Source organism: Sinomicrobium weinanense (assembly GCF_018863395.1).
Taxonomy (GTDB): Bacteria; Bacteroidota; Bacteroidia; order Flavobacteriales; family Flavobacteriaceae; genus Sinomicrobium; species Sinomicrobium weinanense.
On sequence record NZ_JAHKRR010000001.1, the window covers coordinates 925,053 to 939,290 of the forward strand.

Here is a 14,238-nt window from a genome sequence, read left to right on the forward strand (position 1 = left end):
GTACAAAGTACGAAGAACAAAGTACAAAGTACAAAGAATGGAATATGCAGGGACTTAAAATTTTACGTCCTCAATACAAAGACAGATTTAATGAATATATAACAACACCCGAACACATATAAAAAAGTAGGAAGTCAGAAGCAGAGTTATCCCGTATGCAAAACCTCGGACCTCGGACCTCTGGCTTCGGACCTGAAAAATCATAATTTATGAAACGACACATTAAAAAGGTAGCGGTCATTGGTTCCGGCATTATGGGAAGTGGTATTGCCTGCCATTTTGCCAATATCGGTGCAGAGGTGCTGCTCCTCGACATTGTTCCCCGGGAACTCACGGACAGGGAACAGCAGAAAGGGCTGAGCCTGGAAGACAAGGCCGTACGTAACCGTATTGTAAACGACAACCTGGCATCTGCATTAAAATCCAACCCCTCTCCTATCTATCACAAAAAATTTGCAGGACGGATATCCACCGGGAACCTCGAAGATGATATTTCCGGGATCGCTGATGCGGACTGGATCATCGAAGTGGTCGTAGAGCGGCTCGATATCAAGAAAAAGATCTTTGAACAGGTCGAACAACACCGCACACCCGGATCCCTCGTTACCTCCAATACTTCGGGGATCCCGATTCACTTTATGAGCGAAGGGCGGAGCGAAGACTTCCGGCAACACTTCTGCGGCACGCATTTCTTTAACCCCGCAAGATACCTGAAACTTTTTGAGATCATCCCCGGGCCGGAAACTTCAAAAGAAGTCCTCGATTTCCTCAATGCCTATGGCGATAAATTCCTCGGAAAAACTTCTGTTGTAGCTAAAGATACCCCGGCCTTTATCGGTAACCGTATCGGGATTTTCGGCATTATGAGCCTTTTCCATCAGGTTAAGGAAATGGGACTTACCATCGAAGAAGTGGACAAACTTACGGGCCCCGTCATAGGGCGCCCCAAATCCGCCACCTTCCGCACGGTAGATGTTGTAGGGCTGGACACCCTGGTACACGTAGCCAACGGCCTCTACGAAAATTGCCCGGATGACGAAGCTCATGAGCTGTTTAAACTGCCCGGATTTATCAATACCATGATGGAAAACAAGTGGCTGGGAAGCAAAACCGGGCAAGGGTTTTACAAAAAGATAAAAAATGATGCCGGGAAAAGCGAAATACTTTCGCTCGACCTTGATACCATGGAATACCGCCCCCGTAAAAAAGCCTCCTTTGCCACGCTCGAGCTTACCAAGACCATAGACAGGCCCATAGACCGGTTTAAAGTACTTGTGGGCGGGAAGGATAAGGCCGGCGAATTTTACCGCAAGAACTTCTCGGCCATGTTTGCCTATGTCTCCAACCGTATCCCCGAGATCACAGACGACCTGTTTAAGATCGACGATGCCATGAAAGCCGGTTTCGGCTGGGAAAACGGCCCTTTTGAAATATGGGATGCCATCGGGGTGGAAAAAGGTATGGAGATCATAAAGGCCGAAGGATATGAGCCCGCAGCCTGGGTCAGTGAAATGCTCTCTTCCGGGAATGACAGCTTTTATACCGTAAAGGAAGGAGCTACCTATTATTATGATATCCCGTCCAAAACACAGGTAAAAGTACCCGGACAGGATGCCTTTATCATTCTTGACAACATACGCGAAAGCAAAAAAGTATGGAGTAACAGCGAAGCCGTTATAGAAGACCTGGGCGACGGTATCCTCAACCTGGAATTCCAGTCCAAAATGAATACCATCGGCGGCGGGGTGTTACAGGGCATTAACAAGGCCATTGACCTGGCCGAAAAGGAATATGCCGGATTGGTCATCGGTAACCAGGCGGCCAACTTTTCCGTTGGTGCCAATCTCGGAATGATCTTTATGATGGCCGCAGAACAGGAATACGACGAACTCCATATGGCCATAAAAATGTTCCAGGACACCATAATGCGGGTACGGTATTCTTCCATTCCCGTTGTTGTTGCCCCGCACGGCATGACCCTCGGCGGCGGATGCGAGATGAGCATGCATGCCGACAAGGTAGTCGCCGCAGCAGAAACCTATATCGGACTGGTGGAATTTGGCGTAGGTGTCATCCCTGGCGGCGGAGGCTCCAAGGAAATGGCACTGAGAGCGGCCGACACCTTTAAAAAAGATGATGTGGAACTGAATGTCCTTCGCGAGTATTTCCTCACCATCGGAATGGCCAAGGTGGCCACATCGGCCTATGAAGCCTATGATTTTGGTATTCTCCAGAAAGGGAAGGACATTGTGGTGGTCAATAAAGACCGTCAGATCGCCGAAGCCAAAAAGCATGCGCTTCTTCTCGCTGAAGCAGGTTACACCCGGCCCGTACGGAGAAAAGACGTCAAAGTCCTCGGCAAACAGGCACTGGGCATGTTCCTTGTAGGAACGGATAGTATGGAAGCCGGAAAATATATTTCAGAACACGACAAAAAGATCGCCAACAAACTCGCCTATGTCATGGCCGGGGGCGACCTTTCCGAAGCAACGCTTGTAAGCGAGCAATACCTGCTCGATCTGGAAAGAGAAGCCTTCCTCTCCCTCTGTACCGAACGAAAAACCCTGGAGAGGATACAGCATATGCTGAAGACAGGGAAACCACTGAGAAATTAATTGTTTGACTTAAGACTTTACGACTTAAGACATAGGACTTAGAACTTAGAACTAAATGATTATGGCTTCAACACACAATTTTAGAAAATTAGCTATTTGGAAAGATGGTATACAGATAGCTAAGGAGACCTATGCAACCACTAAAATATTCCCTAAATCTGAGGTTTATGGTCTATGTAGTCAAATGCAACGTTCAGCTGTTTCTATTCCATCAAATATTGCAGAGGGGACAGCCCGAAGCACAAATAAACATTTTATTCAATACCTTGAAAATGCACTTGGATCGGCATATGAATGGGAAACACAACTCATTATTGCCTTTGAAGTGGGATATGTGTCAGAAAAAACATATACGCATTTAGAGACAAAAATCAATAAAATTCAAGCAATGATTTCAAAATTTATAGATGGATTATCCCAAAATTAGTCCTACGTCTTAAGTCTTGAAGTCATAAGTCATAAATCACAATACTATGAAACAAACAGCATACATAGTCAAAGCATACAGAACCGCCGTAGGCAAAGCCCCCAGGGGAACTTTCCGGTTCAAAAGGCCCGATGAACTGGCCGCAGAGACCATTCAGCACCTCCTGAAAGAGCTCCCGGACCTCGACAAAAGCCGTATAGACGACGTCATGGTAGGCAATGCCATGCCCGAAGCCGAACAGGGCCTGAACATGGGGCGGCTCATTTCCCTGATGGGACTTGATATTGTCGACGTACCCGGGGTAACGGTAAACCGCTACTGCGCCTCCGGAATAGAGACCATAGGCATGGCCACCGCCAAAATACAGACAGGAATGGCCGACTGTATCATTGCCGGCGGGGCGGAAAGCATGAGTTATATCCCCATGGGAGGATATAAACCCGTTCCCGACTACGGTATGGCCAAGGCCGGGCATGAAGATTATTACTGGGGTATGGGGCTAACCGCTGAAGCCGTTGCGGAAAAATTCAAGGTCTCCCGCGAAGACCAGGACGAGTTTGCTTATAATTCCCATCAAAAAGCCCTGAAAGCCCAGGCTGAGGGTAAGTTTGACAAGCAAATCGTCCCTATTGAGATCGAACAGGTGTTTGTTGATGCTTCAGGAAAAAAAGCGACAAGGTCATATACCGTAACCAAAGACGAAGGCCCCCGGGCAGATACCTCAATGGAAGCTCTGGCCAGGCTCAGGCCCGTATTTGCCAATGGAGGGAGCGTCACTGCCGGAAACTCGTCCCAGATGAGCGATGGAGCGGCTTTTGTTATGGTAATGAGCGAAGAAATGGTAAAAGAACTCAACCTCGAACCCATAGCCCGGCTGGTGAGCTTTGCCTCAGCCGGTGTAGAACCCCGTATTATGGGAATAGGCCCGATAAAAGCCATTCCCAAAGCACTGAAGCAAGCCGGGATGCAGTTAAAGGATATCGAACTCGTAGAACTCAATGAAGCCTTCGCTTCTCAATCGCTTGCAGTGATCCGCGAACTGGGCATGGACCCCGATATTGTAAATGTAAATGGCGGTGCAATCTCCCTGGGCCACCCGCTGGGATGTACCGGGGCCAAACTTTCGGTACAATTGTTTAACGAAATGAAGCTCAGGGGCAATAAATACGGTATGGTAACCATGTGTGTAGGTACCGGGCAGGGTGCAGCGGGGATTTATGAACTTCTGGGTTAAGAGAGTACATAGTACTAAGTACTAAGTACCAAGTATTAAGTACAGTGTTGTGATATAATAAGTGAAACTGATAAAACTTAAATTATGCATCGATTTGAAGAACTAAAGATCTGGCAAAAGGCTATGGATATAGCAGAACATTGTTACCGGGTTTCAGCTGATTTTCCTAAAGAAGAGAAATACAATTTAACTTCACAGATCAGGCGTAGCAGTGTTTCTATTCCTTCGAATATTGCGGAAGGTGCAGGAAGGAATTCTAATGGTGAATTTAAGCAGTTTTTAGGAGTTACCAATGGTTCGTCATTCGAATTACTCACTCAATTATATCTTTCGGAAAGACTAAAATTTTCAACAAAAGAAAGAGTACAACCCATTATAAAAGAACTCCTTGAAGTTTGTAAAATGAACTATTCGCTACAAAAATCATTATTGTAACGACAGAGCAAAGTATTCGGTCATCAAAATCACCTACACAATTATACTTAGTACTTGGTACTTAATACTTTGTACTCTACATAAAATCTAAAAAAAAATGGAAACAACAACAGAAAAAGACAACATCCTCCGCGGCGGGCAGTTCCTGGTCAGGGAAACCGCATGCGAAGACGTCTTCACTCCGGAAGACTTCTCAGAGGAGCAAAAGATGATGCGCGACACCGTAAGGGACTTTATCGACCGGGAAGTATGGCCCAATAAAGAACGCTTCGAAAAAAAGGACTATGCCTTTACCGAAGAGATCATGCGGAAAGCCGGTGAACTCGGCCTGCTGAGCGTAGCTGTTCCGGAAGAATACGGGGGTATGGGAATGGATTTTGTGTCCACCATGCTGGTCTGTGATTATATTTCCGGGGCAACGGGCTCCATAGCCACTGCCTTCGGGGCGCATACCGGAATAGGCACCATGCCCATCCTCCTCTACGGAACCGAAGAACAAAAAAAGAAATACGTACCCAGACTGGCCACAGGAGAATGGTTTGGCTGCTACTGCCTCACTGAACCCGGCGCGGGAAGTGATGCCAATAGCGGAAAGACCAAAGCAGTACTCAGTGAGGACGGAAAACACTACCTTATATCCGGCCAGAAAATGTGGATATCCAATGCCGGGTTTTGCGACCTCATGATCGTATTTGCCCGTATTGAGGACGATAAGTACATCACCGGGTTTATTGTGGAATACGATCCGGAAAACGGCATTACCCTCGGAGAGGAAGAACACAAGCTCGGTATCCGGGCCTCCTCTACCCGGCAGGTATTTTTTAACGAGACCAAAGTTCCCGTAGAAAACATGCTTTCCGAAAGAGGCAATGGTTTTAAGATCGCCATGAATGCCCTGAACATAGGCCGAATAAAACTGGCCGCCGCCTGCCTGGATGCCCAGAGGCGCGTGATCAGCAATTCGGTAAAATACGCCAACGAACGCGTACAGTTCAAAACACCTATCGCCCAATTCGGGGCCATAAAAGCTAAACTGGCGGAAATGGCCGCTACGGCTTATGCCGGCGAATCGGCATGTTACCGGGCAGCGAAAAATATTGAAGACCGGATAGCCATCCGGAAATCGGAAGGTAACAGCCACCAGGAAGCCGAACTCAAAGGCGTGGAAGAATATGCCATCGAATGTTCCATACTCAAGGTAGCCGCTTCAGAAGATGTGCAGAACTGTACTGACGAAGGCATACAGATCTTCGGCGGTATGGGCTTTTCTGAAGACACCCCGATGGAAGCCGCCTGGAGGGATGCCCGTATTTCCCGTATCTACGAAGGTACCAATGAGATCAACCGGATGCTCACCGTTGGGATGCTCGTAAAAAAAGCCATGAAGGGACATGTAGACCTCCTTACCCCTGCCCAGAATGTCGCAGACGAACTGATGGGGATCCCTTCCTTCGATACGCCCGACTATTCCGATTTATTCTCCGAAGAAAAGGAAATGATCGGCAAACTGAAAAAGGTATTTCTTATGGTGGCCGGATCTGCAGTTCAGAAGTACGGCCCGCAACTGGAAGAGCATCAACAGTTGCTCATGGCCGCTGCCGATATCCTTATTGAGATATATATGGCCGAGTCCGTAATACTCAGAACGGAAAAACTCGCCAAAAAAGAAGGAGAAGACAAGGCAGCCGCACAGATAGCCATGGCCAGGTTGTACCTGTACAAAGCTGTGGATATCATTAACCTGAAAGGAAAAGAAGGGATCGTTTCGTTTGCAGAAGGCGACGAGCAGCGCATGATGCTCATGGGCCTCAAACGCTTTACAAAATATACGAACATCCCCAACGTAGTTGCCCTGAGGAACACTATTGCGGACAAGTTGATCGCAGATAACGAATATAAATTCTAATCCCGGTTTCATCGCCGGGAGGTTTTGGTTGGTTGAAAACGCCCTGTATTGTTCAGGGCGTTTTTTTATATTAGAAGGAGTGTAAAGCGCATGATGTAAAACAATACTTGATTTAATTTTCAGCCTGTTCAACAAGTATTTTACCCGGTTTTTTTCTGCAGAAAGCAATAAAAATCAGCGCCTATCTGCGATATCTGCGGGCTGGCTTTTTAAATTTTACCATTAATTACAATGCTCTGTGTCTCTTTGTGCCTGCTTTGTGAACCTTTGTGATAAAAACAAAACCCATAACATTGGAAATCATATCGTAATTTTTATTACCTCTCCAAAGCCTGAAATACGTTCTGTGCAGTAATATTTCCATGTGAAGTATGGTAGACGACCTTTCCGTCCTTCAAAAGCAGCAACTGCGGGCTTTCGTGCGCAATCCCGAAGCGGGAGGCAACCGCATTGGAAACCTGGCGGTATGCAAGCAGGTCCAGGTAATACAGTTTTATCCCATCCACGGTCGTATCCCAGTCGCTTTCAAAGTTCCGATAGGCCATCCGGCTGATCCCGCATCTTGTACTGTGTTTAAAGATAATCACAGCGGTCGAGGCGCTCTCCTGCACAATTTCATCCAGCTGTCCTTCTGATGTCAACGGGATCCACTCCGGCCCTTTTTTTCTTTTATCCTGCTCCTCTCCTCCCCTTCCCGGGGTCTTTTTTCCAAAAATAGTATCGAAAAAACCCATAACTTTATATCGTAATATAATATTCAGTTTGCAAATGTACGGCATCCTGATGACTTATACATCAGGGAGATCCATTCAGATACCTGCATACTAACACGTCAAATTGTCGTTTATTTTTAAGAAATTACTGACATATTGTCTGCACATCTCTCTTGGAACAGGAATTGACTAAGCAAAGTCATAACGCAAAAAAACAAAAGAACACATACAGATGAACCTTAACAATTTTACCATAAAATCACAGGAGGCCATCCAGCAGGCACAGCAGATCGCCCAGGGATACGGCCATCAACAGATCGAGAACGAACACCTCTTCAAAGCCATTTTTGAAGTGGATGAGAACGTATTGCCTTTTCTCCTTAAAAAACTGCAGGTCAATGTACCGCTGCTCAAACAGATACTGGATAAGACCCTTGAAAGTTTTTCTAAGGTAGAAGGCGGGCAGCTCATGCTTTCCAGGGAAGCGGGGTCCACCCTCAACGAGGCCGGTATTATAGCCAAGAAAATGAACGATGAATACGTTTCTGTCGATCATTTGATCCTGGCTATTTTTAAGTCCAAAAGCAAGATCGCCCAGATACTGAAAGACCAGGGAGTGACCGAAAAAAACCTCAGGGCTGCCATTGACGAACTCAGAAAAGGCGAAAGGGTTACGTCGACCGGGGCTGAGGAAACCTATAACGCCCTGAACAAATATGCCAAGAATCTCAACCAGCTGGCCAATGACGGAAAGCTCGACCCCGTGATAGGCCGGGACGAGGAGATACGCCGTGTGTTGCAGATCCTCTCAAGGCGGACCAAGAACAACCCCATGCTGGTCGGAGAACCGGGTGTGGGTAAGACTGCGATTGCCGAAGGACTGGCGCACCGGATCATACAGGGAGACGTTCCTGAAAACCTCAAGGACAAGGAAATATACTCCCTGGATATGGGGGCACTGATCGCCGGTGCCAAATACAAGGGTGAATTCGAAGAGCGGCTGAAATCCGTGATCAAGGAAGTCACCTCTTCTGATGGAAATATCGTGATGTTTATCGATGAGATACACACCCTCGTAGGTGCCGGGGGGGGCGAAGGCGCCATGGATGCAGCCAATATTCTCAAACCTGCCCTGGCCCGGGGTGAGCTCAGGGCCATCGGGGCCACCACGCTCGACGAATACCAGAAGTATTTCGAAAAGGACAAGGCCCTGGAACGCCGTTTCCAGAAAATCGTAGTGGATGAGCCCGACACCGAAAGCGCCATTTCCATACTCCGCGGTATCAAGGAAAAATACGAAACCCACCACAAGGTCAGGATCAAGGATGAAGCCATTATTGCTGCTGTTGAACTGTCTCAGCGATACATCACCAACAGGTTCCTTCCGGATAAGGCAATCGACCTTATGGACGAGGCCGCATCGCGCTTGCGTATCGAGATCAATTCCAAACCCGAGGAACTCGATGTCCTGGACCGGAAGATCATGCAGCTCGAAATTGAGATCGAAGCTATAAAACGCGAAAACGACGAAGAGAAACTCAAAGCGCTGAACGCTGACCTTGCCAACCTGAAAGAAGACAGGAAGGAGATCTATGCCAACTGGCAGGGCGAAAAAGAGGTGGTAGATAATATCCAGAATGCCAAAGAGGCCATAGAGAATTACAAACTCGAAGCCGAACGCGCCGAACGCGAAGGCGACTACGGAAAAGTGGCGGAATTGCGCTACGGAAAGATCAAGGAAACCCAGGAAAAACTGGACAAACTGCAGGAACAGCTCACAGAGCAACAGGAAGGTGGAAGCCCGCTTATCAAGGAAGAAGTGACCAATGAGGATATTGCCGAAGTCGTTGCGAAATGGACAGGCATCCCGGTAACCAAAATGCTGCAAAGCGACCGGGAAAAGCTGTTGAAACTGGAAGACGAACTGCACAAAAGGGTGATCGGCCAGGAAGAGGCCATACAGGCCGTTTCTGACGCCATTCGCCGAAGCCGTGCAGGATTGCAGGATGAAAAGCGCCCCATCGGTTCTTTCCTCTTTCTCGGAACTACGGGAGTAGGTAAAACCGAACTGGCAAAAGCGCTTGCAGAATACCTGTTTGACGACGAAAGTGCCATTACGCGTATCGATATGAGCGAATACCAGGAGCGCCATGCCGTAAGCAGGCTTGTAGGGGCACCTCCCGGATATGTGGGTTATGACGAAGGCGGACAGCTTACCGAAGCCGTGAGGCGTAAACCCTACTCGGTAGTCCTGCTCGACGAGATCGAAAAGGCCCACCCCGATACTTTTAATATATTGCTCCAGGTCCTGGATGAAGGCCGTCTTACGGACAACAAGGGGCGCCTGGCAGATTTCAGGAACACCATTATCATCATGACCAGTAACCTCGGCAGCCATATCATACAGGAAAAGTTCGAAAATGTGAGCGACCTGCACAGCGCCACCGAAGCCGCCAGGGTGGAAGTGCTCGGGTTATTGAAACAGACCGTAAGGCCGGAATTCCTGAACCGTATAGACGATATCATTATGTTTACACCTTTATCAAAGGCCGATATCAGTGAAATTGTCCGGTTACAGCTTAAGAATGTTACCAAAATGATCGCCAGGCAGCACATTGTCCTGGATGCGACCGAAGAAGCCATTTCATACCTGGCTAAGAAAGGATTCGACCCCCAGTTTGGTGCAAGACCGGTAAAACGGGTGATCCAGAAGGAAGTGCTCAATGAACTTTCCAGGGAGGTCCTGAGCGGCAAAGTATCTGCCGACAGCATTGTGCTGCTGGATGAATTTGACGATAAGCTGGTCTTCAGGAACCAGACAGAGACAGATACGGTAGAGAAATAAATTTAATAACATATCAACAAAAAAATAGCGGGAAAGAAGATCCCGCTATTTTTTTATTTGAATTCAGCGTGTTGCCGTTCACTATTGTTCCATAGAACCCAGCTTCGCTTTCATTTCTTCGTATTTGGCATTCTCGCCTATCGAACCGTAAATATTCATAAGTGTTTTTGTTGCTTCAACACTTTTAGGGTTCAGTTCCAGGATCTTTTCCAGGTAAGGGATCGCTTTCTTGTACAGGCCTTCCCTTTTATCTTTCAACACGTCATAACGCTTGTTGTCGGCCTGAGAAGTCCCGAGACTGTTCATTTCGTCTACAATAGCCACTTCTTCACCCAGGACCAGGGAAGCCATGTTCATATAACTGGCTTCGTTTTTAGGATCGAGCTCAATAGCTTTTTCGTAATACTTTTTGGCTTGCTCCTTATCACCTTGTTCGGCAGTGATAACACCCAGGTTGTAATAAAGCATGGGATTGTTCGGGTCTTTCTGAATAGCCTGCTCCATAATCTCCTTGAACTTGTCTTTCTGGTCGAGTTTGATGTAAAGGTTGGCTTCGGTCATCAGAAGGTTAAGATCTTCCGGATCAATTTTTCTGGCCTCTTTTACTGCATCTATGGCTTTCTGGCTATCTCCCTTCTGATTGTAGATATACGCGATGTTTTTTACAATCTCAGGCAACCTGGATTCTGTTTTCTCTTCTTCCGGGTCCTTGTAGGTACCGGCCTTTACCATAAGGTCGCGCTGGTCCTTGGGCAGTTCTTCTCTTTCACCACTTTCTTTGTTGGTGGCAAAATACCTTGTGGTTTCTCCGGTGTATCCCAGGTCTTTCAACTCTTTGTAATATTCCAATGCAGTGTCGAAATCTTCGCCGTTCACGGCGCTGGATGCTGCAAAGTAGAGGTAGTCCTGATTGTTAGTGTCGAGCTGGTAAGCCATGTACAGTTTTTTGGCTGCTACGGCATAGTCTTTGTTCTTATTGTCTTCTACGGCAGCATTCACCAGGTCGGCAGAGATGGTCTGGATGAGTTGGGAGGCTTCTCCCGTATATTTTTCTCTTCCTGATTCTTTTTCGACAGCGATAAGTTGTTTAAAGGCCTCTACTGCTTTTTGATAAGCGGCATCGGTATTTCCTCCTTTTTTTGCTTCCTCGTAGTTTACTTTACCTTCAAGGAAATAATATTGTGCCTTGTACTTATCGTCAGCAGAAGAAATGGAGCCGTCAAGGCTTTGCAAAGCTGACTTGGCTTCCGTGATACTCCCGTTTTTTAATGCCTTTTCCGCATCTCTAAGTTCTTTCTTCTGCGCGATGGATAACGAAGAGATCAACAACGACGCGGAAAAAATAAAAATCTTTTTCTTCATGGGTCTTGAATTAATAAGTTTTTAGTTCTTTAATTATATCCGTGTTAACAACGGCTTAAGATTAGGTTTATTTTTTGATTTTACCCAAAAAAGGGCAAAAGTATTAACAAAATTAATCATTTATATCCACATGGTCAGTCCCGGCGTCTATGATATCCTCATCTCCGTTCTCTTCACGCATCACCTTGGCTACCGCTGCAATGGAATCCTTGCCTTTGATATTGATAAGTCGTACGCCTTGTGTTGCACGGCCCATAACACGCAGGTCACTCACTTTTAATCGTATGGCAATTCCGGATTTATTGATGATCATCAGGTCATCCGTATCCGATACGCTTTTTATAGCTACTAATTTACCGGTTTTTTCCGTAATAGAAATAGTTTTTACGCCTTTTCCGCCCCGGTTGGTGATCCGGTATATCGGGCTGCCGTCTTCCGGATCGTCTATAAAGGTACGTTTCCCGTAGCCGTTTTCCGATACGACCAGCACGCTTTCTTCCTGCGGATTGTTAACGGTGATCATGCCTACAACTTCGTCCGATTCGTCGGCCAGCCTTATTCCTCTTACTCCGGAAGCGTTCCTTCCCATCGGCCTGGTCTTCTCTTCTTCAAAACGAACCGCCTTGCCCGACCTTACGGCCAGCATTACCTGGCTGTTGCCCGTAGTGAGCTTGGCTTCCAGCAATTCGTCGTCTTCCCGGATGGTAATGGCATTAATACCATTTTGCCGCGGACGGGAATACTGTTCCAGCGAGGTTTTTTTCACGATACCTTTTTTGGTGGCCATGATCACATAGTGATTGTTGATATATTCCTCGTCCTTGAGGTCTTGCGTACAGATAAACGCTTTCACCTTGTCGTCCTGGGAGATATTGATAAGGTTTTGTATGGCTCTTCCTTTGGAGGTTCGCGTTCCTTCCGGAACTTCATAGACCCTCAGCCAGAAACATTTTCCTTTCTGGGTGAAGAACAGCATGTACTGGTGATTGGTCCCTACAAAAAGATCTTCCAGGAAGTCCTCGTTCCGTGTTGTAGATGCCTTCTGCCCTACACCTCCCCTGTTCTGGGTCTTGTATTCCGAAAGCGAGGTCCTTTTAATATATCCCGCATGAGAAATGGTGATCACCACCTGCTCGTCCGGAATCATATCTTCGATACTCAGGTCACCTCCGGCATATTCGATGTCAGACCTTCTCGGGTCACCGTATTTTTCTTTGACCTCGAGAAGTTCTTCCTTGATGATCTCCATCCTGCGCTCTTTACGGGCCAGGATGTCCTTCAGTTCTTCGATAAGGTTTTTGATCTCCTCATATTCTGCACGGAGCTTATCCTGCTCCAGTCCGGTGAGTTGTCTCAGGCGCATTTCTACTATGGCCCTGGCCTGGATTTCAGAAAGTGAGAACCGTTCTATCAGTTTTTCCCGGGCCTCTTCCGTATTGCTAGATGCCCGTATCAGGGCGATCACTTCATCTATATTGTCCGAAGCAATTATAAGTCCTTCGAGGATATGTGCCCTTTCTTCGGCTTTTCTCAGCTCGAACTCGGTCCTTCGCACCACAACCTCGTGACGATGTTCCACAAAATGGTGGATCATCTCCTTCAGGTTCAGTAATTGCGGCCTGCCATGCACCAGGGCAATGTTATTGACACTGAAGGAAGATTGCAGGGCCGTATATTTATATAAGGTATTGAGTACGATATTGGGTATGGCGTCCCTTTTCAGTATATATACGATACGCATTCCCTTCCGGTCCGATTCGTCCCGTATATTGGAAATGCCTTCCAGTTTCTTATCGTTTACCAGTTCGGCGGTTTTCTTGATCATTTCCGCCTTGTTCACCTGGTAGGGGATTTCCGTGACCACAATACACTCGCGTCCCTGTATCTCTTCGATAGTGGCCTTGGCACGGATAACCACTCTTCCTTTTCCTGTTTTGAATGCTTCCCTTACGCCGTCATAGCCGTAAATGATCCCCCCGGTAGGAAAATCAGGGGCCTTGATATGCTGGATGAGCTCATCTATTTCTATATCGTTATTATCGATATAGGCAATGGTACCGTCTACCACTTCCGACAGGTTGTGGGGAGGCATATTTGTAGCCATTCCTACGGCGATCCCCGAAGCACCGTTGATCAAAAGGTTAGGTACCCGGGTAGGCAGTACGGTGGGCTCTTTTAAAGAATCGTCAAAATTAAGGCTATGGTCTACTGTCTCTTTGTCTATATCTGCCAACATGTCTTCCGAGATCTTACGCATCCGCGCCTCGGTATATCGCATTGCAGCGGGCGGATCTCCATCGACAGAACCAAAATTACCCTGTCCGTCAACCATCATATAACGCAGGCTCCACTCCTGGGCCATCCGTACCATGGTGTCATACACAGAGCTATCCCCGTGCGGGTGGTACTTACCTAAAACCTCTCCTACTATCCTCGCCGACTTTTTGTACGATCTGTTGCTCATCACCCCAAGCTCATACATTCCAAACAAAACTCTCCGGTGTACCGGCTTTAATCCGTCTCTCACATCGGGAAGGGCACGTGACACAATGACCGACATCGAATAATCGATATAGGCGGATTTCATCTCGTCTTCGATATTAATAGGTATCAGTTTTTCTCCTTCTGCCATATTAAAAAAATTAATTATACAGGTTTAATTTCAAATCGAGCCAATATACGGATTTTATTGACTTTACTT

9 protein-coding genes are annotated in these 14,238 nt (G+C 47.0%); 6 read left to right on the plus strand and 3 right to left on the minus strand.

Going from position 1 to position 14,238, the window contains the following annotated elements:
- The first annotated feature begins 209 nt into the window (after nt 1–209).
- The 5 genes from KN811_RS04065 (at nt 210) to KN811_RS04085 (ending at nt 6,617) form a co-directional block, all read left to right on the plus strand.
- Nucleotides 210–2,615: a 3-hydroxyacyl-CoA dehydrogenase/enoyl-CoA hydratase family protein gene (locus tag KN811_RS04065; protein WP_187967274.1), complete on the plus strand. Its 2,406-nt coding sequence runs from the start codon at nt 210–212 to the stop codon at nt 2,613–2,615.
- Between the two features lie 61 nt (nt 2,616–2,676).
- On the plus strand, nt 2,677–3,042 hold the full coding sequence (locus tag KN811_RS04070) for a four helix bundle protein (protein WP_187967273.1): 366 nt from the start codon (nt 2,677–2,679) through the stop codon (nt 3,040–3,042).
- Nucleotides 3,043–3,088: 46 nt separating this feature from the next.
- Entirely contained in the window at nt 3,089–4,276 is a 1,188-nt protein-coding gene (locus tag KN811_RS04075; protein ID WP_187967272.1) for an acetyl-CoA C-acyltransferase, read from the plus strand.
- Nucleotides 4,277–4,360: 84 nt separating this feature from the next.
- Nucleotides 4,361–4,711, plus strand: coding sequence for a four helix bundle protein (locus tag KN811_RS04080; protein ID WP_187967271.1), 351 nt, complete (start codon nt 4,361–4,363; stop codon nt 4,709–4,711).
- Between the two features lie 97 nt (nt 4,712–4,808).
- Complete coding sequence (locus KN811_RS04085) at nt 4,809–6,617, plus strand: acyl-CoA dehydrogenase family protein (RefSeq protein WP_187967270.1); 1,809 nt, start codon at nt 4,809–4,811, stop codon at nt 6,615–6,617.
- A gap of 317 nt (nt 6,618–6,934) precedes the next feature.
- On the opposite strand, the gene ytxJ is transcribed toward KN811_RS04085, so the two are convergent.
- Nucleotides 6,935–7,351, minus strand: coding sequence for a bacillithiol system redox-active protein YtxJ (gene ytxJ / locus KN811_RS04090; RefSeq protein WP_187967269.1), 417 nt, complete (start codon nt 7,349–7,351; stop codon nt 6,935–6,937).
- A 211-nt stretch (nt 7,352–7,562) separates the two neighbouring features.
- Here ytxJ and clpB point away from each other — a divergent pair, with 211 nt between their 5' ends.
- Entirely contained in the window at nt 7,563–10,175 is a 2,613-nt protein-coding gene (gene clpB / locus KN811_RS04095) for an ATP-dependent chaperone ClpB (RefSeq protein WP_216334669.1), read from the plus strand.
- Nucleotides 10,176–10,256: 81 nt separating this feature from the next.
- Here clpB and KN811_RS04100 read toward each other — a convergent pair whose 3' ends face one another.
- Nucleotides 10,257–11,537: a tetratricopeptide repeat protein gene (locus tag KN811_RS04100; RefSeq protein ID WP_187967654.1), complete on the minus strand. Its 1,281-nt coding sequence runs from the start codon at nt 11,535–11,537 to the stop codon at nt 10,257–10,259.
- Nucleotides 11,538–11,649: 112 nt separating this feature from the next.
- Nucleotides 11,650–14,169: a DNA gyrase subunit A gene (gene gyrA, locus KN811_RS04105; RefSeq protein WP_187967653.1), complete on the minus strand. Its 2,520-nt coding sequence runs from the start codon at nt 14,167–14,169 to the stop codon at nt 11,650–11,652.
- Nucleotides 14,170–14,238: the final 69 nt, after the last annotated feature.